A 23,627-nucleotide genomic window follows, 5' to 3' on the forward strand; every position below is an offset into this window, starting at 1 on the left:
CGGCGAGTCCGGCGAATGCGGACACGCTGAAGGGCTTGCTGCTGCAGCTTGCCAGCAGCGAAGGTGCACCGGCGGCACTTAAGGATGCCGCCGGACAGGCTGTGCAATATCTGACAGGTCAGCAGTTATTGCTGACGACAGATCGCAGTGCTACTTTTGCACAGATGCACTGGTTTATTCCGATCACTGGACCGGACGGGGAAGAAACGGCGTCTGTTCAGATTCAGTCACGTCGTGGAGCACGTGGAGAGTTGGATGCGTCCAACTGCCGTCTATGGTTCGATCTGGATATGAAAAGTCTTGGACCTACACTGGTAGATGTACATGTGGTTAATAACATTGTCAGTCTGCGTGTATTGAATGACCGCGAAGGAATGGGACCTCTCCTGGAGAGTGGACGAGAGATAATCCATCAGGCATTGGACAAGCTAGGTTATCAACTGCTGACCTTCAAGGCGGAACCGTGGCCTGTGGGCCAGGAGCCGGGAGCGGAACGAAAAATGAGGGCCTCAGACTATAGTCCCGAACGATACAAAGGGGTGGACTTGAAGGTATGAAAGACGAGTCGTCACAACCAGACCTGCTCTCCAAAAAGGCAGTTGCCCTTAAATATGTTCCTGGAGAGAGCGAAGCGCCAGTTGTTGTAGCCAAGGGGCGCGGCAAAGTCGCAGAAGCCATTCTGGATAAAGCGAGAGAAAACGGCGTAGCTGTTCAGGAGGATGCAGCACTTGTGGAGGTGCTCTCCAAGTTGGATCTGGATGAACAGATTCCAGCGGAACTGTATCAACTGGTCGCCGAGGTGCTAACGTATGTCTACCGTGCAGATCGACTCGCCTCAGGACGTGAGGAAAATGAGTCATGGTAGAACGTAGATTGCGCCAGGAACCGGGTGTGAAGCTTACGCGACAACAGAAGGGCCGATTAGGTGAAGAAGCTGCCTGTCAATGGTTACGAGAGAATGATTATCGGATCATTAGACAGAACTGGCGTTGCCGTAGCGGTGAAATTGATATCATTGCTTCTTGCGAGGGGCTGATCGTCTTCGTAGAAGTAAGGAGTAGAAGTGGAGCCGCTCAGTACGGTACACCTCAGGAATCGGTTGATATGCGCAAAATGCAGCAGGTACGTTCAACCGCATCCGTTTATTTGCAAATGACGGGAGAGACAGAACTTCAGGTCCGTTTTGATGTCATCGCCGTGATGCTTGATCAATCAGGAGAGACTGTCTCTGTAAATCATATTGTTAATGCTTTTTAAGAAAAACAATAAAAATTATTGCTGTAATTTAGAGATACGAAATGTATCGTTTTGATGTAAATATATAAGTTGTTACAAAGTACAAGTTTAATTATGTTTTATCTTTGCGTTCGCTTATGTTTTATAATTATTTTCTATATTAAAGTCGTGGTCCCTCATCATACAGGAACTACGGCTTTTTTTGATTGAACTATGAAACCACAAAAATGAGGACAGAGCATTAATCATAAAATCATCGTATTTCAGAAATTTATAGATACAAAATGTATCATTTGTAATAAAATAAAAAAGTTGAAATTTAAAGAGAGGTTGGTGGGATGTATGGAAGAGTTTCGGAATAATTCAAACAACACAGTAAAACAAGTATGGGAGTGCCCTCGGATGGAAGTGTTGGATATCAGTGAGACCATGAACGGTGGGCAAGGGATCTGGCAATATGTATGGGACGGAGAATTCTGGAAGCTTGAACTTATGGTCAGTTAAAGAGTGCTATTGAATCCATTAAAAAATAAATGGTGAGGTGTAGTGAGAAAATGCATACTAGTATCAAATGGATGATTCGACTAAGTGTACTATCTTTATGTTTCATTTTGTTTGGAATTATGTATTCTGGCGATTCTTATGCAGCAGATCCGTCTACACAGGCAAAGGTATCAGGTAAAGTTACGGATCCTGAAGGATTTCCTATCCAGGATGCAACAATCAAGTATTCCCTTAGATATCAAGGGGAACATACTGAAAAAAGCGTGAAGACAGATGGTACTGGAAGTTATTTAATCCTTGAGTCTGTTCAGGATTATACGGAAATTAGTTTTATAATTGAAGCAGAAGGATATGTGACAGACAGGCATCGTAATACTTACTATTTGTCAGAAGGGGAACAGATTTTGGTTAATTTCGAGCTATACGAACCTTCTACGATTGTAGGAACTGTAAACGATCAAACAGGCAAACCGATTCCAGATGCCCTGGTCAAAGTAACAGGGGCGTCGGATCGACCGGTTAAAACAGATCAGCAAGGTCGGTATGCCGTTACTGGGCTTGATTTCGACTATAATCCAAACATTGCCATCTGGGTAGATTCTGCCGATTATATCCTTTATGAGCAGGATCGTTTGAATGTTCAGGCTGGAAAAACCTTAATCGTAGATGTTGTTTTGACAGAAGCAGCACACGTGCGTGGAAAAGTTGTAGATGAGTCGGGCAATCCAGTCACTGGAGCTAAAGTGAATGCTGGAGTCTCGGCAACAACGGATGCTCAAGGCAACTATTTTATAAAACGCGTGCCAACAGGCGCCAGAACAATAACGGGGGAAGCATCAGGATACTTAAAAACTAGCCTTAACGTTACCCTTGTACAAGGGGATCATAATACGTTTAATATCGTACTTAAGAAAGATGCAGATGTTACTCCCCCAGTAACCAAGTACAGATTAGTTCCAATCACAGACACCGTAAATGGGAAGACATACATTAAAGGATTTACCTTTAGACTCCAGGCAACCGACGAAGTCAAAGGATCAGGTGTAAAAAAAACGCAATATCGAATCAATGGAGGAGCATGGAAGAACTATGAAGGGCCTGTCCAATTTTTTGCTCCCGAGGTCAAGGTGGTAGAGTATTACAGTACTGATGTTGCTGGTAACCAGGAGAAGTACAACAAAATGGATTTTGTTAAAGGTACTTTTGAAGGAGCAGGTCCATACTGATTCGAGCGTTGACGTGATCTTAATTTCCTAAAGGTGCAAAATGGCTGGTTTAAATAGACGGCTCTGACTTGATGATCGCCATTAGTGGATCAGGATTTCGGAGTCGTCTTTTCTCTTTCTTAGCACCTGTAGCCTTAGTCGTCGGAGGCATCCCTTTGAATCTCCTGAACAGAAGGGTGTATAATCAAGGGTGTAATCTGGAGTTTTAATCTTTTGATTTGTCATAAACGAGTTATTCAAGACCCTAAGCCTTCGTTACGGTTACAAATCAAATTATAAACAGGGAGGTACGGACGATGAGTAAAATTACTAAAACAATGAATGAAGTAAGAAATGCCATTCAAAACCGTCGCACGGTGAAAAAATTTAAAAAAGAAGCTGTTCCTACACAACAAATCATAGAATTGCTGGACACAGCAGTCTGGGCTCCTAACCATAAACTGCGTGAACCTTGGAGATTTTTGCTGTTTACCGGGAATGGGCGGAAGAAACTGGCTGAAGCCATTGACGCAGAAATGGGAGAAGACAATAAATTCTCAGCCAATATTATGCAAGTGCCAGCTGTTATGCTTGTTGTTCTGGAGGAAGATCCAAGACAGAATATTTGGGACGAAGACTTCGCTGCGGTAAGTGCATTGGTTCAGAACTTTATGCTTGCAGCCTGGAGTGAAGACATTGGAACGTTCTGGGTGACTAAGCCATTCCTGTACGCTCCCAAATTCCGCAAACCTCTTGGAATAGAGGCGGGTGAGAAGATTATAGGGATGGTTTATATGGGGTACCCCGATGTTATTCCTTCTGCGAAAGAACGTACACCTGCCAAGGAGAAACTGACTCTTTTTGAATAATAAATTATTGTAATAAATAGCTACACATGCACTATCTGTTTCAAAAAAATTGACGTACAAGTACCTTTCTCCTCAACAGAGAGGCACATGTACGTTTTTTTGTCATGTTGACATACCGTAAAATAAAACCTGAGTGAATCATCCATTGTCTTGGCCACGTTATTCATTGTACAGGTTGAACTTCGCGTTATTGTATTTGGTAAACCTGTTCTTCCTTCATATGCCCATCAAAATAAATTAAGATCCAATTGACGATACTGTATGGCTTCAGCCACATGAGCTGTCACAATTTCACCTTCATGGTCCAGGTCAGCAATGGTCTGTGCCATCTTGATAATCCGGTCGTGTGCACGCATGCTCAGGTTCAATGTTTGCAGTGTTTGCTCTAACAGTTGTTCTGCCTCTTGGGGGAGATGGATCGTTCGTCGCAAAAGCGTGCCCGAGAGCTGGCTATTCCAGCGAACGGAACTTTGGGCATAACGGGAGGCCTGTATCTGATGAGCGTGAATTACTTTTGCCTGCATTTCTGCAGAAGAAGGCGAGACCGTAGACTTGCGCCACTCGCCTGGTGAAGGGACTTCAACCTGAAGATCAATGCGGTCCAGCAGTGGTCCTGAAATCTTGGCACGATACGCGGCAACACGGGCTGGACTACATATGCAACGCTGTTCCTCCGAATGAGCGGATAAATAACCGCACGGACAGGGATTCATGGAACATGCAAGCATGAACTGGGCCGGAAAGGTGAATGCAGCACGCGCCCGACTAATTGTCACTGTGCGATCCTCTAACGGCTGCCTTAATACCTCCAGCACTTGGCGCTGGAATTCAGGTAGTTCATCGAGAAAGAGTATGCCCCGGTGGGCAAGGCTGACTTCACCCGGTTTCGGGATACCACCGCCTCCAATCAGACCGGAGGTGGATATCGTGTGGTGAGGGGAGCGAAAAGGTCTGTCTGCAATCAGCCCTTGAGGCGCTTCTTTTAACTTGCCTGCGGCACTTAATACTTTGGTCACTTCCAACGCTTCATCTTCTGACAACGGCGGAAGGATGGAAGGCAAACGTTTGATTAACATCGTTTTGCCCGTGCCTGGCGGTCCAACGAGCAATATATTGTGCATGCCTGCTGCAGCGATCATAAGCGCGCGTTTGACATGATGTTGCCCCAAAACATCACTATAGTCATCTGCAAATAAAGCTGTTTGTCTCAGCGTTCTATCCATCGTCTTGTTAGTTTTAACTGTTTTAGGAGCAATAAGGTGAGCATAATTTTTCAACACGATTGGTCCTGCATTCGAATGATGTGGTATCCCCACTGAACGAGCAGGCTCATCTGGTTTTTTCGGAGCAATATCCTGCAAATGGCGAATACCAAACACCTGAACACCTCGAATCAGTGATGCTTCTTCCACGTTATCCAAAGGCAGAAGCACAGACGTAAAGCCTTGTCGCTTAGCCAGATCCACCATGGATAAAATGCCAGGCACGGACCTGACCGAACCGTCCAATGCCAGTTCGCCAACCACGAGTGTTCGTTCCTGGGGAGGAAGTACAAGCTGGCCGCTTGTCATAAGTAAACCCATCGCAATGGCAAGATCAAAGGAAGATCCTTCCTTGCGCAGATCAGCAGGGGCCAGGTTAATTGTGATCCGCTGTAAAGGATACTGATATCCGCAGTTTTTAATCGCCGCACGAACACGTTCAACGGCCTCACGAATGGCTGAATCCGGTAAGCCGATGATGGATGTCTGTGGCAGACCGTTGGATAAATCGGTCTCCACCTCGATCAGAACGCCATCAATTCCGTACAAACACGCACTATGCAATTTTCCGTACATGACAAAGAAACACCTCACTCGATTCTTGGCACCGCATAACACGGGCCAGTCTACGAATTAAGGTGCTTCCTCAGCTTCTACTAAGCATTTTATATAAAAGGAATCAAGGAGTCAACCTGTCATTCTCATCGCTGTAGTCACCATTCCTGATCCCTGAATTTTATTGCTGGATAGAAATTTGTAGATATCATTGGTGAAAAATTTGGCTTGAGAAAGCGTGAACTTAATCGAAGGACCTTATCTAATATATTTGTTAAATCATGCGTATGTACTGTTGGCGAACTATTCAAATTTATATTTTACACAATCTAATTTAACATAATTAAATGGAGAGGTAAAATCATTTGTGCTCAATTATTCTGTTTTTTTTCTAATTTGTGATAAGATAGATTTATAATTCCTTTTTATAAGGAATAGAATGCACAATAGGCAGGTGAGAATGACATATGCAGACTGACAGTTTGAAGCTGGATAACCAATTATGCTTTGCCATATATGCTTGTTCACGTGAGATTACGAAGATGTACCAGCCTTATCTGGAAGTACTTGGTGTGACGTATTCCCAGTATTTGGTTTTAATGGTGTTGTGGGAACGTGAAGAATGTACGGTTAAAGAGATCGGAGAGGCACTTTATCTCGATTCAGGAACATTGACACCACTTCTCAAACGTTTGCAGTCCGCAGGACTTATTAATCGCGAACGCTCGGCTCAGGATGAACGCAAAGTATTAATTACATTAACCGACTCCGGCCGTGAGTTGCAGAACAAGGCATTGTCCATACCTGCATCCATTCAGGGGGACGCTTGTTTGAACAGTGCAGAGTTTGAGGCGTTGCTGGGTCAGTTCAAAGGGTTGCTGGAGAAGGTTCATGAAACCAACACGAACGCAGCAAAAAAATAAAATGTAGATTACATCAAGGAAACCTTAGCTTTTAGCTGAGGTTTTTTCCATATATACCCAAGCATTCACAATATGGGATCATACTCATATCAAAATACTGTCTATTAACCATTAATTTTTTAAGGAAAGCGTTTTAAAAACGTGTTACAATGAATTGGGTTTAAGTGAAAATAGTCAACATTTGTCTTTTGTTAGTCTACCAACCCGCCTTGTTGCAGTCATGTTGATAGGAGGATTCGAGAATGAATATCCATGAATATCAAGGAAAAGAAGTACTGAAACAGTATGGAGTTACCGTTCCAAACGGAAAGGTTGCTTATACAGTCGATGAAGCGGTTGCGGCCGCAGAGGCACTGGGCAGTCCGGTGACTGTTGTTAAAGCGCAAATTCACGCAGGTGGCCGGGGTAAAGCCGGCGGCGTAAAAGTGGCGAAGAGTACGGATGAAGTTCGTGCCTATGCTTCCGAAATTCTGGGTAAAGTATTGGTAACACACCAGACTGGACCAGAAGGCAAAGAAGTGAAACGTCTTCTGATTGAAGAAGGATGCGATATCCGCAAAGAGTATTATGTGGGTGTTGTTGTGGACCGTGCCACAGGCCGTGTAGTTATGATGGCTTCCGAAGAAGGCGGTACTGAGATTGAAGAAGTAGCTGAAGCTACACCTGAGAAAATTTTCAAAGAAATTATTGACCCTGCCATTGGATTGCAAGTGTTCCAGGCGCGTAAACTGGCTTACAGCATTCAAATTCCGAATGAACTGGTGAACAAAGCCGTTAAGTTCATGCTCGCGCTGTACACTGCATTTGTCGAAAAAGATTGCTCTATTGCCGAGATCAATCCTCTCGTTGTTACCGGAGATGGAAACGTTATCGCTCTAGATGCGAAATTGAACTTTGACTCCAACGCGCTGTTCCGTCACAAGGACATTTTGGAACTACGTGACCTGGATGAAGAGGATGAAAAAGAAATCGAAGCTTCCAAATACGACCTCAGCTACATAGCACTCGATGGCAACATCGGCTGTATGGTCAATGGTGCGGGACTTGCGATGGCAACGATGGACATTATCAAATACTACGGTGGAGACCCGGCCAACTTCCTTGACGTTGGGGGCGGTGCTACAACGGAGAAGGTGACTGAAGCATTTAAAATCATCTTGTCCGATGCCAAAGTAGCGGGAATCTTTGTTAACATTTTCGGTGGCATCATGCGCTGTGATGTAATCGCCAATGGTGTTGTTGAAGCCGCGAGGCAGCTTGGCCTGACCAAACCGCTGGTTGTTCGTCTTGAAGGAACTAACGTGGAGCTTGGCAAACGTATTCTAGGTGAGTCTGGCCTGAATATTGTTCCTGCTGATTCCATGGCCGATGGTGCACAGAAAATTGTTGCCCTCGTAAAATAAGTTCATTCCTTAGTACCGGAGCTGTCCGGGAATTGAAAAATAACCGTAAGGATGTGAAGCAACGTGAGTATTTTGATCGATAAAAATACAAAAGTCATTACGCAAGGCATTACGGGTTCAACGGGAATGTTCCACACGAAGGGCGCATTGGACTACGGAACCCAGATGGTAGGCGGAGTTACACCGGGTAAAGGCGGAACTAATGTGGATATCACATTGGAAGACGGAACAGTAGCCAGTCTGCCAGTGTTCAACACTGTGCAGGAAGCGAAGGAAGCTACAGGCGCAACAGCGAGCGTCATTTACGTTCCTCCTGCATTTGCAGCAGATTCTATTATGGAAGCTGTTGATGCTGAGCTGGACCTCGTAATCTGTATTACAGAAGGTATTCCGGTTCTTGACATGATCAAGGTTGATCGCTTCATGGAAGGTAAAGATACTGTCCTGATCGGACCGAACTGTCCAGGTGTCATTACACCGGGCGAATGTAAAATCGGTATCATGCCTGGTTATATCCACATGGCAGGACATGTTGGCGTGGTTTCCCGTAGTGGAACACTTACCTATGAAGCCGTTCATCAACTGACGACGCGTGGCATTGGACAATCTTCTGCTGTAGGAATCGGGGGAGACCCTGTAAAAGGTTCCGAGTTCATTGATATCCTCAAACGATTCAATGAAGATCCACAGACTCATGCAGTCATCATGATTGGTGAGATTGGTGGTACAGCTGAAGAAGATGCTGCAGATTGGGTACGTGAAAACATGACCAAACCGGTTGTTGGCTTTATCGGTGGCGTAACAGCGCCTCCGGGCAAACGGATGGGCCATGCTGGCGCTATTATCTCTGGCGGTAAAGGTACAGCCAAAGAGAAAATTGCGAAGCTGGAATCTTGCGGTATCAAAGTGGCACCAACGCCTGCTGAGATGGGCTCGACTTTGGTGAGCGTACTTGAAGAGCGCGGTATTTTGAATTTGTGCACGACACATTAATTCTTTTTCGTTATAATAGAAGAAACGGCTCGGAAATGAACCATTTCTGCTAGACCGACTATTATGGATACGGAAAAGGTAAGCAACCTTTTGTCCTTAAACAGGGCGAAGGGTTGCTTTTTTGCGTTTGTTTACGGAAAAAAGGAGAGGAATTACTTCTCATCTGCGTAAACGCTTGCATTCCGTGATCACATAACACACAATATGAGGGAAGATTCTCTTCCCGCTCTGGGAGGTTTATGGTATGGAAGAACGATGGATTTTGTTTGGATTGCATGAGATGGAGGGCATTGGCAAGAAAACAATCTCGAAACTAATTCAGGGACAACATCGATTGTCCGATCTTTTGGATTATGAGGAAGGTGACTGGACTGCGGCAGGCTTGCGCAAAGATCAGGCTGCCCGTTTGGCTAGTCAATTTAATATCGACTGGATTGAGTGTAAAAGAGAATACGTTTACAATCAGGGGATAGAGGTTATTACTTATCTGGATCAGAATTATCCTATATTAATGAAGGAAACCGTTCAGCCTCCTTGGGTAATGTATGGTCGAGGAGATGTTAGTTTGTTACACAGCCCTTCAATTGCGATGGTGGGAACTCGTATGCCGACCGTGTATGGGCGCAAAGTTGGTGAGAAACTGGCAGAACAATTATGCAATGCAGGACTGACGATCGTAAGCGGGCTTGCCCGCGGTATTGATAGTGTATGTCATGAGGCCGTATTGCGTGCTAAAGGAAAAACGATTGCGGTTTTCGGAACAGGGATTGATAATATATACCCACCCGAAAATACAAGTCTTGCCGAGCGAATTGCGGAGACGGGTCTGCTTTTGTCGGAATATCCACCAGGTACGAGAGCACGCCAGGGACTATTTCCAGAACGGAATCGAATTATTGCTGGCTTAACGCTGGGAACATTGGTCGTTGAGGCTGACATTCGCAGTGGTTCACTCATCACAGCAGATGCTGCGCTTGAAGCAGGCAGGGATGTATTCGCAGTTCCTGGACCCATTACATCACCGAAGAGTCGGGGGGCACACAATCTAATTCGTCAAGGGGCCAAATTGGTCACTTGTGCAGCAGATATATTGGAAGAGTATCGTTTGGGCTTGCCAAATGCAGATCAACTTCCTTACAATAGAGGACGTTCGACAGAAACAACTGAGCCTTCCGGGAAAGGGATATTCGCTGAGGTTAAGCTCTCTCCAGATGAACAACGTGTGATTTATCTGTTGGAACAGGAGGAGCAATCACTGGATCAACTGGTTGAACAGCTGGGTTGGGATTTTGGACATTTGCATTCAGTTCTGTTATCTTTAATCATAAAAAAGCAGATTAGCCAATTACCAGGCACCAAATATGCGCGGGTATGACGATGCTGCAACCTACGCAGCGTGTGGAAATATATAATTAGCTGAAGTTATTTAACCTATGCATAAGCATACAGAAACAGTTACATGACAGTTTCATGACTGAGAGGAGGATGAACCTATGGCGGATGCACTCGTAATCGTGGAGTCGCCCTCAAAGGCGAAGACGATAGGCAAATATTTAGGCAGCAAGTTCATCGTGAAAGCTTCGATGGGACATGTTCGCGATTTGCCAAAGAGTCAGATCGGCGTTGAGGTGGAGAATGATTTTAATCCGAAATATATTACGATCCGCGGCAAAGGTTCAATTTTGAAAGAACTGAAGGATGCACGAAAGAAAGTGAAAAAAGTGTATCTCGCAGCTGACCCGGATCGCGAAGGCGAGGCTATTGCATGGCATTTGGCCCATGCTCTTGAATTGGACGATACGGCAGATTGCCGTGTAGTATTTAATGAGATTACAAAACAGGCGGTCAAAGATGCGTTCAAAACGCCGCGCAAAATCAATATGGATTTGGTGAACGCGCAGCAGGCAAGACGTATTCTGGATCGACTTGTTGGATATAAAATTAGTCCATTGTTATGGAAAAAAGTTAAAAAAGGTTTATCTGCAGGCCGGGTTCAGTCCGTAGCTGTCAAAATCATTTTGGATCGTGAAAATGAAATTGATGATTTTGAACCGGAGGAATACTGGAGCATTACCGCCAAACTGACAGCAGACGGCAGTCCGTTTGAAGCCAAGTTTCATAAATTGAACGGCGCCAAAACAGAGCTGGGCAGTGAAGCGGAAGTGCAAGCGATCCTTAAACAGATCGAAGGTGCAGACTTTACGATCAAGGAAGTTAAAGAGAAGGAGCGGAGCCGTAACCCGTCCGCCCCGTTTACGACGAGTTCTTTGCAACAGGAAGCAGCTCGTAAATTGAATTTCAGAGCTTCCAAGACGATGTCGGTCGCTCAACAACTATATGAAGGTGTAGACCTTGGAAAAGAAGGCACAGTAGGTCTCATTACGTATATGCGTACGGACTCCACACGAATTGCAGCATCTGCACAAGAGGAAGCCAAAGAATATATCGTTGGGAAATATGGAGAACCATTTGCACCAGAAACACCACGAAATTATTCCAAAAAGGCAGCCAATGCTCAGGATGCGCATGAAGCGATACGTCCAACTTCCATTTTGCGTGATCCTGATTCAATCAAATCATTCATGAGTCGTGATCAGTTCCGGTTGTATAAACTGGTATGGGAACGTTTTGTAGCGAGCCAGATGTCTTCAGCCATCCTGGACACACTCTCTGTAGATATTGCTGCGGGGGATACGATTTTCCGTGCAGCAGGTTCAAAAGTACGGTTCCATGGTTTCATGAAGGTATATGTTGAAGGAAACGACGATGGTACAACCGATGAAGATCGTCTGCTGCCTCCGCTGAAAAGTGGAGATGTGCTTGAGAAGCAGGAGATTGAGCCAAAACAGCATTTTACACAACCACCACCCCGGTATACGGAGGCAAGGTTGGTTAAGACGCTTGAGGAATTGGGTATAGGGCGTCCGAGTACATATGCGCCAACGCTGGAGACCATTCAGAAGCGCGGATATGTTGCGATAGAGGAAAAGAAATTCATGCCGACCGAGCTAGGTGAACTGGTCATTGAACAGATGGAAGAATTCTTCCCGGAAATCCTGAATGTTGAATTTACGGCTAACATGGAAGGCGATCTTGACCATGTGGAAGAGGGTTCGGAGGATTGGGTCAAAGTACTCGCAGAATTCTACGAATCTTTTGAGAAACGGCTTGAGTTTGCGGAAGAAGAAATGAAAGAAATCGAGATCGAAGACGAAGTATCGGATGAGATCTGTGAGAAGTGCGGCAAACCGCTGGTTTATAAACTCGGTCGTTTTGGCAAGTTTCTCGCATGCTCCGGCTTCCCTGATTGCCGGAACACCAAACCAATTATTAAGGATATCGGCGTAACTTGTCCGAAATGTAAGGAAGGTCATGTTGTTGAGCGTCGTAGCAAAAAAGGACGTATTTTCTACGGTTGTGACAAGTATCCTGAATGTGATTTTGTTTCATGGGATAGACCTTCAGCCAAACCATGTCCAAGTTGCGGCTCGTTAATGATCGAAAAGCGGAACAAAAAGGGAGCCCGATTGCAGTGTACTTCATGTGATCATCAGGAGCCAGTGGATGAACCGGATGACGAATCAGCGGATTAGTACTAAATAGAATTCATTTTTGTGAATAATGAAATTGTTTTGTGGGGGTAAATGATTTTGACGAATGAACAACAAGTAACGGTTATTGGTGCCGGGCTGGCAGGAACAGAAGCGGCTTGGCAGATTGCAAGTCGCGGCGTACGCGTAAAATTATATGAGATGAGACCTGTGGTGAAAACGCCAGCTCATCATACCGACAAATTTGCAGAACTGGTATGTAGTAACTCGCTGCGTGCGAATGGATTGAGTAATGCAGTGGGTGTGCTAAAAGAAGAAATGAGAATGCTCAATTCTCTTGTATTGTCAGCGGCAGACAAACATGCAGTTCCCGCAGGTGGAGCACTTGCTGTGGATCGGGATGGATTTTCAGGTGAGATTACATCTACTTTGCACCAGCATCCGCTCATCGAAGTGGTGAATGAGGAACTAACTTCTCTGCCGGAAGATGGCATCGTTGTTGTTGCAACGGGGCCGTTGACTTCCCCTGCATTGTCTGAGCAGATCAAGGCACTGATGGGAGAAGAGTATTTCTACTTCTATGATGCAGCTGCACCGATTATCGAAAAAGATTCCATTGATATGAACAAAGTGTATCTGGCTTCCCGTTATGATAAGGGTGAGGCGGCATATCTGAACTGTCCGATGACAGAAGAAGAGTTTGATGTCTTCTATGAAGCTCTCATCACTGCTGAAGTTGCTCAATTGAAAGAGTTTGAGAAAGAAATCTACTTTGAAGGCTGTATGCCAATTGAAGTGATGATGAAACGCGGAAAACAGACGGCTCTGTTTGGACCCATGAAACCGGTAGGCCTGGTTAACCCGCATACAGGAGAGTTGCCACATGCGGTTGTTCAACTTAGACAGGACAATGCAGCTGGCACCCTGTATAACCTGGTGGGTTTCCAGACGCATCTGAAATGGGGAGAACAAAAACGTGTCTTCTCACTTATCCCGGGACTTGAAAATGCAGAGTTTGTCCGTTATGGTGTGATGCACCGCAATACATTCATTAATTCTCCTAAACTTCTTCTTCCGACGTATCAGTTTAAAGAGCGTCCAAACCTGTTCTTTGCAGGTCAGATGACCGGTGTAGAAGGATATGTGGAATCTGCTGCATCAGGGCTTATTGCCGGCATGAACGCAGCCAAAGCAGCGCTTGGGCAGGAACTGGTGGTATTGCCTGTAGAAACAACACTTGGCAGCATGGCTCAGTATATTACAACGGCTGACTTCAAGCACTTCCAGCCAATGAATGCAAACTTTGGTTTGTTGCCTAAGCTTGAAACGAAAATCCGCAACAAAAAGGAAAAAAATGAAGCTCTTGCACAGCGCGCACTGGATGGAATCACTAGTTTTGCTGCGGCAGAAGGTCTAACTGTTCCGGAACGCGTATAAATTATTCGTGGGAGGAGGCTGATATCATGGATATGTCATTTCATGCTACAACGATCTGTGCTGTTCGTCATAATGGTAAGGCAGCCATCGCCGGTGATGGTCAGGTGACCATGGGCCAAAGTGTTGTGATGAAGAATACAGCCAAGAAGGTAAGACGTTTGTACCGCGGACAGGTTGTGGCTGGGTTTGCTGGTTCTGTGGCGGATGCAATCACCTTGTTTGAGAAATTCGAAGGCAAGCTGGAGGAGCACCATGGTAACTTGCAGCGTGCTGCTGTGGAGCTTGCCAAGGATTGGCGTCAGGATCGGATTTTGCGTAAGCTTGAGGCACTGTTGATTGTAATGGACAAATCAGGCATGCTGCTCATTTCTGGCGGCGGGGAGATTATCGAACCGGATGATGACGTCATTGCTATTGGATCAGGTGGAAACTTTGCCTTATCTGCTGCACGTGCGTTGAAACGTCATGCTGTAAACCTTGAAGCTAAAGATATTGCTCGTGAATCACTTCAGATTGCTTCTGAACTATGTGTATATACCAACAGCAATATTATTGTAGAAGAGTTATAAACCAAAGAAATCTCCCGTAGTGGAGCATGATTCTATAATCTGCTTCAGGACGTTTAGGGGATTCTTTGTCCTTGTTAGGTAAAAATAATCCAACATACTGATAGGAGGGAAGCAATATGAATACTCAAGCGCTAACACCAAGACAGATTGTTGCAGAGCTTGACAAGTATATTGTAGGTCAAAAGAAAGCTAAAAAATCAGTAGCCGTAGCCCTTCGTAATCGCTATCGGCGTAGCCTCTTGCCTGAGCACACTCAGGACGACATTGTGCCTAAAAATATCCTGATGATTGGACCTACAGGTGTGGGTAAAACGGAAATCGCCCGTCGTCTTGCTAAACTGGTAGGTGCGCCATTTGTGAAAGTGGAAGCTACCAAGTTCACTGAAGTAGGTTACGTTGGCCGTGACGTTGAATCGATGGTGCGTGATCTGATTGAGACATCACTGCGGATGGTGAAGCTGGAGCGGACTGAAAAAGTGAAGGACAAAGCTGAAGAAGCTGCCAATGAACGAATTGTACATATTCTGGCTCCCTCACAGTCCAAGTCCAAGAATCAGCGTAATCCGTTTGAGATGATCTTTGGCAATAATGGCAACAACGTACAGGAACAGGATGAGCCAGAACCGGATACAGGAGTTGCGGAGCGTCGACGCAAGATCAAGTTTGATCTGTTGTCCGGCAAGCTGGAGGATGACATCATTGAAATTGATGTGGAGGACACTGCTCCTAACATGATGGATATGTTTGCTGGTCAAGGTAATGATCAGATGGGCATGAACATGCAGGAGATGTTTGGTAGCTTGTTGCCTCGTCGTACGAAAAAACGTAAGCTCGCCATTAAAGAAGCGCGCAAAGTGTTGATCCAGGAAGAAGCAGGAAAATTGATCGATATGGATGATGTTACTCAGGAGTCCATTCGCCGGGCAGAACAGACAGGTATCATTTTCATTGATGAAATCGACAAGGTTGCCAGCCAAGGACGCGGTAGCGGTCCGGATGTATCCCGTGAGGGTGTTCAACGAGACATTCTTCCTATTGTGGAAGGTTCTACAGTGATGACGAAATATGGTCCTGTTAAAACGGACTATATTCTGTTTATGGCAGCTGGTGCATTTCACGTCGCCAAGCCTTCTGATCTGATCCCTGAGCTTCAGGGACGCTTCCCAATTCGTGTGGAACTAAGCAGTCTTACATTGGAGGAGTTTGTATCCATTCTGACCGAACCTCAGAATGCACTGACCAAGCAATATGTGGATCTGCTGCGTACCGAGAATATTGAGATTGAGTTCTCGGATGAGGCCATTCACGAGATTGCCAAATTGGCTGAATCCGTCAATCAAAATACAGAAAATATAGGTGCTCGTCGTTTGCATACGATTCTTGAAAAGCTTTTGGAGGATTTATCCTTTGAGGCGCCTGAGCTTACACTGGAACGTATGGTGATTACTCCGGAGTACGTCCGTGAGAAATTGAATGATATTGCGCTTGATCGTGATTTGAGTCAGTATATACTTTAATATTAGGGCTAGCCATTAATTGCCTAAATGGTCGTATGAATGAACGATATGCACTGAAGAGTAGAGAGCACTTGCGAGATCGACGAAGGAGGGTCATTCCTTAATCGAATCGTGTAAGGTACTCATACTGACCAGTACATATCGTTTATTTTTGTTTCCACCTAAAGGATTGCGTTCTTATAACCGATAAAAGATGTGGGGTTGTTATACGGATCGACAAAAACTAGGACTTGTGCCGCATGTATGCGGAGTTAAAACCTATCGGGTTGGTCGTTATTCCTCGTTTCTGTATCCAATCATTCCCATTAAAAGAATTTTGCTTATTCCAAGTCTGGTCATCGGTTTAGTTGATGGATTGGTAAATGTTGCGTAAATGCGCAAAATGATGAATTGTAGAAAAGTGTGAAGTCACCAATTGTTTTCTGGAGATTAAAATATATAGACCCCACTTAATTGTTAAGAAAGTGTTGTGTAGAAAAGACGAGTTTTCTTCATTCTTGAAAAATATCTTGTCAATTGATTAAGATACAGCTTTATACGTATACCTACCATATTGTCCATAAACCCTTAGTGTGACGCCAAAAAATTCTAATAATAACCATGTTAAAATATTCGAAAATAAACATAAATACGAGCGTTAATCGCTCATGTAGAGACTGGAAAGTCTTTTTTTATTTTAAGAATGTTTAAGAACAATAAGGCAGAGTATTAACATACTTTTGTTTTGGGCCTGAACATTTACGAAAAAATTCATAATTTGCAGAAAATACACAAAAAGCCCTGTCTTTCAGAAAAGATAGGGCTTTTTTCTTATTGTAATAAATCCCAAACTCGAAGAAACTTATGTTATACGACAACATCAGAGTTAATTCTACTTAAGTCCTAGAAAACCGTGTAAAGACGAATGTTTTTGTCGAAAAAACATAAGAATTTTCAAGGGAAAAGATTCAATCTTTTTCCATAACTTCTAAAGAGAGGAGGGGGATTGTGAATCTTTTAAATGATATCAGCTTTAGAAGATTGCAAGGTGCACTCGACGCGGCCAATATCAGACAAGCAACGCTTTCTGACAACATCGCGAATGCCGATACCCCGTATTTCAAGCGTTCGGACGTTTCTTTTGAAGAAATGCTGCAAGGGCAAATGAATGGAGATACGCCTGTTCTTAAAGGTAAAGTAACTGATGCAAGGCATTTTGTCATAGGTCCTTCCTCTTCCATACCAACGCCAGTAGTTAATATGGACCAGTCAACGTCCATGAATAACAACCAGAATAATGTCGATATCGACAGAGAAATGAGTCTTCTGGCGGAGAATCAGCTGCAATATAACGCTTATATTCAGCAAGTGAACGAACAAATTAAAATGATGCGTGTTGGCGTGGAAGGGAGATAACCTAAATTGAACATTAGTAATAGCTTTAGTATCAGTAGCTCGGCACTGACAGCCCAACGGTTGCGGATGGATGTTATATCTTCCAACATTGCCAACGCAGAAACGACGCGCGCGAGCGTATCCAATGGTGAAGCGGTACCTTACAGACGTAAAATGGTTGTGCTTGAGCCGAATAAAACGTCATTCGGTACGATGCTGCAAAATCAGATGAGAGGTAGCGGTTCAGGAGATGGCGTCAGAGTAACTGAGATTCGCGAGGACCAGTCACCATTGAAACCTGTTTACGATCCTTCTCATCCAGATGCCAACGCAGAAGGATATGTATTTATGCCTAATGTGGATATTGCGAAAGAAATGGTCGACATGATCTCTGCTTCGCGTTCCTATGAAGCAAACGTAACGGCACTGAATTCGACCAAAGCGATGATCTCCAAAGCTATGGAGATTGGAAAATAATCTGCCACGAAATGAAAATAAGAAATAAACAAACCAGGGATGAAGGGGAGGGACATTAATGATTCAGAACAACATGTTCAGCACTCAGGCAATACAACCGCTACAGATGAAGAGTGCAGCCGAAAGTAAGCCTTCTACACCAGCCGAAACCATTCAGAGCTTCGGTACATACTTACAGAATGCATTAGGGTCCGTCGCAGCTCAAGAGACTCAATCGCATGAAATGTCGAATCAATTTTTGGTCGGCAAAGCGAACGTGGATCAGGTGTTGATTGCTTCAGAACAGGCCTTGTTAAGCCTGCAACTCACAACTCAAGTCCGAAACAAAGTGGTCGAAGCATACCAGGAAGTTATGAGAACGCAAATATAAAATAACCTACTTGCGCTTCGATAATAGCGCTGATCATTACAACAAAGCAGCTGCGATGCTGCTCCTGATCATCAACCTATCGAACGGCTAAGGTTGAGTAAGGACAGACTAAGCAAAGTTTCGGATGGGGTGACAGAGTGAATGAGAGAATCGCCCAGTACAGGGATAAGGCATCTCAGTATTGGAATAGTTTTAGCAAAAAGCAAAAAATATTATTTATATCCACCTTCCTGTTTCTGATTTTGGCTGCAGTTGTGCTTACGATGCAATTGTCCAAGACGGAATACGAAGTTGCTTTTACAGATTTGAACGCAAGTGATTCAGCAGGCGTAATCAGTTATCTCGATTCATCTAGCATTCCATACAAATTAAGTTCAGATGGCAAGACCATATCCGTACCGAGCACAAGTGTTGCAATCGCAAAGGTGAATGTCGGATCTCAAGGGATTATTCAGAATGGTTCATTAGGGTATAAGTCATTCGAGGAGTCATCATCCCCTATCGGGATGACAGACAAAGAGTTTGATGTAAAGTACAACAACGCTATAAACGGAGAAGTTGAACAGTTACTTCAGCGGATGCAAGGCATACAAGATGCTAAAGTACTGGTGAATATGCCGAAAGATAACATTTTTGCTGGTTTAGAAGAACAAGACAAAGCATCAGCATCTGTAGCTCTCCAATTCAAACCGGGTTATCACCCAAATCAGGCAGCGGTAGATGGCTACTTCAACTTGGTTAAGACTGCAATTCCTAATCTACCTATTGAGAACATTACAATAACGAACACAGATGAAGCAGAATTGATTCCAACTGCCCGGGGTGGCAGTGGAGGTTTGTCTTCCGAAGTCCAAGAAAACATGGCATTACAGAAAAAGTTTGAAAATGATGTCCGCAACAACGTAAAACAATTTCTTTCCCAGATTGTAGGCGAAGACAAAGTTAATGTGTTGGTAGCCTCCAAGCTGAATTTTGACAAAGAAACACGTAAGGAAAATCTGGTCACACCTGTTGATGTAGAGAATATGAAAGGCATCGAGATCAGTGTGCAGGAGATTCAAAAGAGTTACACTGGGGCAAGCAATCCGACAGGTGGCGTTGCTGGCACAGGACAAGAGGAAGTTCCGGGTTATCCATCAGCTGATGCAACAGGTAACTCGACCTCAGAAGAATCATCAAGCACTATAAACTACGATGTTAATCGAATTGCCAAGGATATTATTTCCAGTCCTTATACTGTAAAAGATTTAACCATTAACGTTGCAGTTGAACCACCGAATGGAGAAACAGAATTACAGGGACCGGTTCAAGACGCGATTGAGAACATTCTGGTTAACATTGTTCGCGCTTCATTGGCAGATTCCGGTACTGTAATAAGTGACGCTGATCTAACAAAGAAAGTTTCAGTCATGTCACAAGGGTTCCAAGCTGCATCGACAGCAAATACAGGTTTCCAGTTGTCCCCAGCCATGATGTGGGGCGGAGGCGCACTCATAGCGGCATTGATCGCAGCGGTTGTTATTTTGTTAGTACGCCGTCGCCGCAAACAAAACGAAGTCGAAGAAGAAGAGATTCCTCTTCCAATAGCAACAGAGTTCCCGTCCATTACGCTGGACAGTGTAACGAACGAAAGTCAGGTGCGCAAACAATTGGAGAGTTTGGCCAAGAAAAAGCCAGACGAATTCGTCAATCTGCTGCGTACATGGCTGGCTGACGAATAGAGGTGAACGCATTGGCGAAGGCAAGCAGTCAAGGTTTGACTGGAAGACAAAAAGCAGCAATTTTGCTGATTACATTAGGTCCGGAAGTATCGGCTCAGATCTTCAAACATCTGCGTGACGAGGAGATTGAGCAATTAACGTTGGAGATTGCCAACGTTCGCAAGGTTGATTCTTCCGAAAAGGACATGATCATGGCCGAGTTTCACCAGATCTGTCTGGCACAGGAATACATCTCTCAGGGCGGTATCAACTATGCGAGAGAAATCCTGGAGAAAGCTCTGGGTTCATCAAAAGCACTTGAAGTCATTAATCGTTTGACAGCTACGCTGCAAGTCAGACCGTTTGACTTTGCACGCAAAGCGGATCCAAATCAAATCTTGAACTTTATTCAGAATGAAAGTCCGCAAACGATCGCGCTTGTTCTCTCTTATCTTCAGTTCGAACAGGCTGCAGCGATTCTATCATCCTTGCCACAAGAGAAGCAGGCAGATGTTGCTCGCCGGGTGGCGGTTATGGATAGTACTTCGCCAGAAGTCATCTCTCAAGTGGAGCGGGTCCTGGAACAGAAGTTATCTTCTACCGTAACGCAGGATTACACGAATGCTGGTGGTATCGAATCGATCGTTCAGATTCTGAACGGAGTCGATCGTGGTACAGAGCGTACCATTTTGGACTCACTTGAAATTCAGGACCCGGAGCTTGCAGAGGAAATCAAAAAACGTATGTTTGTATTCGAAGATATCGTCAATGTGGATGATCGTTCGATCCAGCGTATTATTCGGGATATCGACAACGCCGATCTGCAACTTGCACTCAAGGTGGCAAGCGAAGAAGTTCGGGATGCTGTGTTCCGGAATATGTCGAAGCGGATGTCCGAGACATTCAAAGAAGAGATGGAATTCATGGGTCCTGTGCGATTGCGTGATGTTGAGGAAGCTCAGACACGCATTGTAGGAACGATCCGCAGATTGGAAGAAGCCGGTGAAATCATTATCGCACGCGGTGGAGGAGATGATATCATTGTCTAATTTGATTAAATCTTTCCAGTATGTACCTGTTGATGACCGCAAAAGACTTGAAAATCATCATCATTATGGTGGTACTGAGGAGTCTGACACGGAATTATACGGTGAAAGTGCTGAAGGTTCTGAAGCGGAAACGCTTCAAGCACGCGTGGACGAAGAAACACAACGTCTTACCGCAGAAATGCTGGAAGATGCCAAGGAGTTTGCAGAAAAGCAAGTACGTGAAGCTTCAGAAGAGGCAGAGCGCATGCTTCAAGAGGCCCGTGAACAGATCGACAGCTGGTGGCAGGAACAACGACAACAGGATGAACATCTAACTGAAGCGCTTCGTTCACAAGGTTTCCAACAGGGTTTTGAAGAAGGCAAAGTACAAGCTGAACTGGATCTCCAAGTGCAGATCGATAAGATGATGATAGAAGCGCAGGAAGTGCTCAAGGAAGCTTATGTAGCTAAAGATCAGATCATTCAGGAAGCCGAACCGTTCCTTGTGGATCTCGCTTGCGGGATCGCTGAGAAAGTCATTGATAAGCAACTTACCATTGAACCCGATCATACATTGGAACTGATTCGTCAGAGTTTGTCACGTAAACGCGAGCAGGGGTTAATCACACTCTGTGTGGCACCTGATCAGTTTACATTTGTACAGGCAGCTCGTGAAGAATTGTCTCTGTCCATTGACTCCCAGGCAGAATTGCAGATTTTGCCTGATTCAACAGTCAAAGATAAAGGATGTGTCATTCGTTCTTCGTTCGGAAGTGTAGATGCGAGAATTGATACACAGCTTGCTGAAATTAAAAAAGAACTGGTCCGCATAGCACTTGAGGATGAGGAGCGAAAAAATCAACATGAAGGTTCTTAGTTCACAGCGATACATGGAACATTTGCGGCAATTCGATCCTGTTCGTATTAACGGCAAAGTAACTCAGGTCATTGGTCTTATGGTGGAGTCAGAAGGGCCGGATGCGAGTATCGGTGACGTATGTTATATCTATCCTGGTAAATCAGCCAAGCCTCTACAGGCTGAAGTCGTTGGGTTTCGAGATAACAAAGTGTTGCTTATGCCACTGGGGGAACTTCAATCTATCGGTCCTGGTTGCGATGTAGTAGGTACGGGGAAACCACTCGGCGTTCAGGTAGGCTCTGAATTGCTCGGTAAAGTATTGGACGGACTTGGACAACCGCTGGACGGTTCCCTTCTTCCATCCAGAATGCCGATGTACTCTACCTCCAATACTCCGGTCAATCCAATGGATCGTCCACGTGTACTTGAAACGATGGGTGTTGGTGTAAGAGCTATCGATGGATTGCTGACCGTAGGTAAGGGACAGCGTGTAGGTATTTTTGCCGGTTCTGGTGTTGGTAAGAGTACTTTGATGGGCATGATTGCTCGTAATACAGCAGCAGATGTCAATGTTATCGCGCTTGTGGGTGAGCGTGGACGTGAGGTGCGCGACTTTATTGAACGGGATCTGGGTCCGGAAGGGCTGGAACGCTCCGTAGTCATTGTAGCAACATCAGATCAGCCTGCCTTGATTCGGATCAAGGGAGCCGTTATTGCAACGACGATTGCAGAGTATTTCCGGGACCGTGGAATGAACGTGATGCTTATGATGGATTCGGTAACTCGATATGCCATGGCACAAAGGGAAGTTGGTCTGGCTGTAGGTGAACCTCCGGCAATGAGAGGATATACGCCATCGGTTTTTGCAAGTTTGCCCAAACTGCTTGAACGGGCGGGTACTGGACCTACGGGCTCGATTACAGCCTTTTACACCGTTCTGGTCGATGGGGATGACATGAATGAACCGATCGCGGATGCAGTAAGGGGTATTTTGGATGGACACATTGTGTTAAATCGATCTATTGCGAATAAAGGTCACTTTCCAGCGATTGATGTGTTAGCCAGCATAAGTCGTGTTATGAAGGATATTGCTCCGGAAGAACAGTTGGAAGCTGTTAATAATATGAAACGTTTAATGGCTGTGTACAAAGAATCGGAAGATTTGATTAATATTGGGGCTTACCAGCGGGGATCAAATGCAGCCATTGATGAATCGATAGACCAGATTGATAGTATATGGAACTTTACCAAGCAGAAAGTCGACGAGAAAGTCACCTTAAGTGAAGTACAGGAACGTTTGATTCTTGAATTTGCAAGGAGATGAATGGGTAAACGATGAAATTTCGATATCATTTCCAGAAAGTTGTTGACCTGAAGAGTAATGAAAAAACACAGGCAGAGTGGATGTTATCCACAGCGATCGGTAAACTTCAGACGGAGGAAGAACATCTGATACAACTTCTTAATGATAGAAGTAATCTGGTCAGCATTATCCAATCTGCTACGGAAAATACAGCGTCTGTAAACAGTCTGCAGGAGATGCAACGTTATGTACATCACCTTGACGAGTGCATTTCACGCAAAAACAGTGATGTTAAACATGCTCAGGTCAATGTGCAGCGGAATCAGACCTTTCTCAACGGTAAGATGATTGACGAAAAAGTATGGCTTGGAGCGAGAGACAAGGCCAAAATCAAATTTCAGCAGGAGATGCTCCTCCGGGAACAGAACGATCTGGACGAGATGGCTACTGTACGCTTCGCTGCCAAAGCCGGACGCGCGAATTGATGTGAGC

The 23,627-nt window shown here is 44.8% G+C and carries 22 protein-coding genes and 1 pseudogene; 22 read left to right on the forward strand and 1 reads right to left on the reverse strand.

Annotation, left to right across the window (positions count from 1 at the left end; all coding sequences use genetic code 11):
• The 6 genes and pseudogenes from MHH93_RS22675 to MHH93_RS22700 all read left to right on the forward strand — a co-directional run.
• Window positions 1–557 (forward strand): annotated as a pseudogene (locus MHH93_RS22675) (DNA ligase); the annotation flags it as partial.
• The gene (locus MHH93_RS22680) at window positions 554–865 is read left to right on the forward strand and encodes an EscU/YscU/HrcU family type III secretion system export apparatus switch protein (RefSeq protein WP_124114058.1); all 312 of its coding nucleotides are present in this window, start codon (window positions 554–556) and stop codon (window positions 863–865) included. The pseudogene MHH93_RS22675 and the gene MHH93_RS22680, both read left to right, overlap by 4 nt.
• Complete coding sequence (locus MHH93_RS22685; protein ID WP_500055876.1) at window positions 859–1,257, forward strand: YraN family protein; 399 nt, start codon at window positions 859–861, stop codon at window positions 1,255–1,257. Before MHH93_RS22680 ends, MHH93_RS22685 begins: the two co-directional genes overlap by 7 nt.
• Window positions 1,258–1,578: 321 nt before the next feature.
• Window positions 1,579–1,740 carry a paeninodin family lasso peptide gene (locus tag MHH93_RS22690; RefSeq protein WP_500055877.1) on the forward strand — a complete coding sequence of 54 codons (162 nt, stop codon included), beginning with the start codon at window positions 1,579–1,581 and terminating at the stop codon, window positions 1,738–1,740.
• Between the two features lie 50 nt (window positions 1,741–1,790).
• Window positions 1,791–2,966: a carboxypeptidase-like regulatory domain-containing protein gene (locus tag MHH93_RS22695; protein WP_500055878.1), complete on the forward strand. Its 1,176-nt coding sequence runs from the start codon at window positions 1,791–1,793 to the stop codon at window positions 2,964–2,966.
• Between the two features lie 305 nt (window positions 2,967–3,271).
• On the forward strand, window positions 3,272–3,814 hold the full coding sequence (locus MHH93_RS22700; protein ID WP_500055971.1) for a nitroreductase family protein: 543 nt from the start codon (window positions 3,272–3,274) through the stop codon (window positions 3,812–3,814).
• Between the two features lie 227 nt (window positions 3,815–4,041).
• Here MHH93_RS22700 and MHH93_RS22705 read toward each other — a convergent pair whose 3' ends face one another.
• Complete coding sequence (locus MHH93_RS22705; protein WP_500055879.1) at window positions 4,042–5,652, reverse strand: YifB family Mg chelatase-like AAA ATPase; 1,611 nt, start codon at window positions 5,650–5,652, stop codon at window positions 4,042–4,044.
• A gap of 446 nt (window positions 5,653–6,098) precedes the next feature.
• On the opposite strand from MHH93_RS22705, the gene MHH93_RS22710 reads away from it, so the two are divergent.
• The 16 genes from MHH93_RS22710 (at window position 6,099) to fliJ (ending at window position 23,620) form a co-directional block, all read left to right on the forward strand.
• Complete coding sequence (locus MHH93_RS22710) at window positions 6,099–6,554, forward strand: MarR family winged helix-turn-helix transcriptional regulator (RefSeq protein WP_278295739.1); 456 nt, start codon at window positions 6,099–6,101, stop codon at window positions 6,552–6,554.
• A gap of 242 nt (window positions 6,555–6,796) precedes the next feature.
• Window positions 6,797–7,957: an ADP-forming succinate--CoA ligase subunit beta gene (sucC, locus tag MHH93_RS22715; protein ID WP_500055880.1), complete on the forward strand. Its 1,161-nt coding sequence runs from the start codon at window positions 6,797–6,799 to the stop codon at window positions 7,955–7,957.
• A gap of 63 nt (window positions 7,958–8,020) precedes the next feature.
• A complete protein-coding gene (gene sucD, locus MHH93_RS22720) occupies window positions 8,021–8,950 on the forward strand; it encodes a succinate--CoA ligase subunit alpha (protein ID WP_074094556.1) in 930 nt (309 codons plus the stop codon).
• Window positions 8,951–9,194: 244 nt separating this feature from the next.
• Complete coding sequence (dprA, locus tag MHH93_RS22725; RefSeq protein ID WP_500055881.1) at window positions 9,195–10,325, forward strand: DNA-processing protein DprA; 1,131 nt, start codon at window positions 9,195–9,197, stop codon at window positions 10,323–10,325.
• 118 nt (window positions 10,326–10,443) lie between these two features.
• Window positions 10,444–12,543, forward strand: a complete 2,100-nt coding sequence (topA, locus tag MHH93_RS22730; protein WP_500055882.1) for a type I DNA topoisomerase — start codon at window positions 10,444–10,446, stop codon at window positions 12,541–12,543.
• Between the two features lie 51 nt (window positions 12,544–12,594).
• Window positions 12,595–13,938, forward strand: a complete 1,344-nt coding sequence (trmFO, locus tag MHH93_RS22735; RefSeq protein WP_500055883.1) for an FADH(2)-oxidizing methylenetetrahydrofolate--tRNA-(uracil(54)-C(5))-methyltransferase TrmFO — start codon at window positions 12,595–12,597, stop codon at window positions 13,936–13,938.
• A 26-nt stretch (window positions 13,939–13,964) separates the two neighbouring features.
• On the forward strand, window positions 13,965–14,507 hold the full coding sequence (hslV, locus tag MHH93_RS22740) for an ATP-dependent protease subunit HslV (protein WP_076208907.1): 543 nt from the start codon (window positions 13,965–13,967) through the stop codon (window positions 14,505–14,507).
• A gap of 116 nt (window positions 14,508–14,623) precedes the next feature.
• Window positions 14,624–16,024, forward strand: coding sequence for an ATP-dependent protease ATPase subunit HslU (hslU, locus tag MHH93_RS22745; protein ID WP_500055884.1), 1,401 nt, complete (start codon window positions 14,624–14,626; stop codon window positions 16,022–16,024).
• A gap of 987 nt (window positions 16,025–17,011) precedes the next feature.
• Window positions 17,012–17,419 (forward strand): flagellar basal body rod protein FlgB, encoded by a 408-nt coding sequence (gene flgB / locus MHH93_RS22750; protein ID WP_500055885.1) that lies wholly within the window; start codon window positions 17,012–17,014, stop codon window positions 17,417–17,419.
• Window positions 17,420–17,425: 6 nt separating this feature from the next.
• A complete protein-coding gene (gene flgC, locus MHH93_RS22755; RefSeq protein ID WP_500055886.1) occupies window positions 17,426–17,875 on the forward strand; it encodes a flagellar basal body rod protein FlgC in 450 nt (149 codons plus the stop codon).
• 58 nt (window positions 17,876–17,933) lie between these two features.
• On the forward strand, window positions 17,934–18,245 hold the full coding sequence (gene fliE, locus MHH93_RS22760; RefSeq protein WP_500055887.1) for a flagellar hook-basal body complex protein FliE: 312 nt from the start codon (window positions 17,934–17,936) through the stop codon (window positions 18,243–18,245).
• A gap of 137 nt (window positions 18,246–18,382) precedes the next feature.
• On the forward strand, window positions 18,383–19,966 hold the full coding sequence (gene fliF / locus MHH93_RS22765) for a flagellar basal-body MS-ring/collar protein FliF (RefSeq protein ID WP_500055888.1): 1,584 nt from the start codon (window positions 18,383–18,385) through the stop codon (window positions 19,964–19,966).
• A gap of 11 nt (window positions 19,967–19,977) precedes the next feature.
• A complete protein-coding gene (gene fliG, locus MHH93_RS22770; RefSeq protein WP_047842476.1) occupies window positions 19,978–20,994 on the forward strand; it encodes a flagellar motor switch protein FliG in 1,017 nt (338 codons plus the stop codon).
• Window positions 20,987–21,850 (forward strand): FliH/SctL family protein, encoded by an 864-nt coding sequence (locus MHH93_RS22775; protein WP_500055889.1) that lies wholly within the window; start codon window positions 20,987–20,989, stop codon window positions 21,848–21,850. Before fliG ends, MHH93_RS22775 begins: the two co-directional genes overlap by 8 nt.
• Window positions 21,837–23,156, forward strand: a complete 1,320-nt coding sequence (gene fliI, locus MHH93_RS22780) for a flagellar protein export ATPase FliI (RefSeq protein ID WP_036609365.1) — start codon at window positions 21,837–21,839, stop codon at window positions 23,154–23,156. The genes MHH93_RS22775 and fliI overlap by 14 nt, the downstream gene beginning before the upstream one ends.
• 11 nt (window positions 23,157–23,167) lie before the next feature.
• Window positions 23,168–23,620, forward strand: a complete 453-nt coding sequence (gene fliJ, locus MHH93_RS22785; RefSeq protein ID WP_278295730.1) for a flagellar export protein FliJ — start codon at window positions 23,168–23,170, stop codon at window positions 23,618–23,620.
• The last annotated feature ends 7 nt before the right edge of the window (window positions 23,621–23,627 follow it).

Origin of the sequence: Priestia sp. FSL H7-0729 (assembly GCF_038005685.1) — a bacterium.
GTDB lineage: Bacteria > Bacillota > Bacilli > Paenibacillales > Paenibacillaceae > Paenibacillus.

Coding starts and splice junctions, on each gene's coding strand:
- MHH93_RS22695 (WP_500055878.1), top strand. CDS start 1,791: ATGCATACTAGTATCAAATGGATGATTCGACTAAGTGTACTATCTTTA.
- MHH93_RS22690 (WP_500055877.1), top strand. CDS start 1,579: ATGGAAGAGTTTCGGAATAATTCAAACAACACAGTAAAACAAGTATGG.
- fliJ (WP_278295730.1), top strand. CDS start 23,168: ATGAAATTTCGATATCATTTCCAGAAAGTTGTTGACCTGAAGAGTAAT.
- topA (WP_500055882.1), top strand. CDS start 10,444: ATGGCGGATGCACTCGTAATCGTGGAGTCGCCCTCAAAGGCGAAGACG.
- MHH93_RS22710 (WP_278295739.1), top strand. CDS start 6,099: ATGCAGACTGACAGTTTGAAGCTGGATAACCAATTATGCTTTGCCATA.
- hslV (WP_076208907.1), top strand. CDS start 13,965: ATGGATATGTCATTTCATGCTACAACGATCTGTGCTGTTCGTCATAAT.
- trmFO (WP_500055883.1), top strand. CDS start 12,595: ATGATTTTGACGAATGAACAACAAGTAACGGTTATTGGTGCCGGGCTG.
- MHH93_RS22680 (WP_124114058.1), top strand. CDS start 554: ATGAAAGACGAGTCGTCACAACCAGACCTGCTCTCCAAAAAGGCAGTT.
- dprA (WP_500055881.1), top strand. CDS start 9,195: ATGGAAGAACGATGGATTTTGTTTGGATTGCATGAGATGGAGGGCATT.
- MHH93_RS22685 (WP_500055876.1), top strand. CDS start 859: ATGGTAGAACGTAGATTGCGCCAGGAACCGGGTGTGAAGCTTACGCGA.
- sucC (WP_500055880.1), top strand. CDS start 6,797: ATGAATATCCATGAATATCAAGGAAAAGAAGTACTGAAACAGTATGGA.
- fliE (WP_500055887.1), top strand. CDS start 17,934: ATGATTCAGAACAACATGTTCAGCACTCAGGCAATACAACCGCTACAG.
- MHH93_RS22705 (WP_500055879.1), bottom strand. CDS start 5,652: ATGTACGGAAAATTGCATAGTGCGTGTTTGTACGGAATTGATGGCGTT.
- hslU (WP_500055884.1), top strand. CDS start 14,624: ATGAATACTCAAGCGCTAACACCAAGACAGATTGTTGCAGAGCTTGAC.
- fliI (WP_036609365.1), top strand. CDS start 21,837: ATGAAGGTTCTTAGTTCACAGCGATACATGGAACATTTGCGGCAATTC.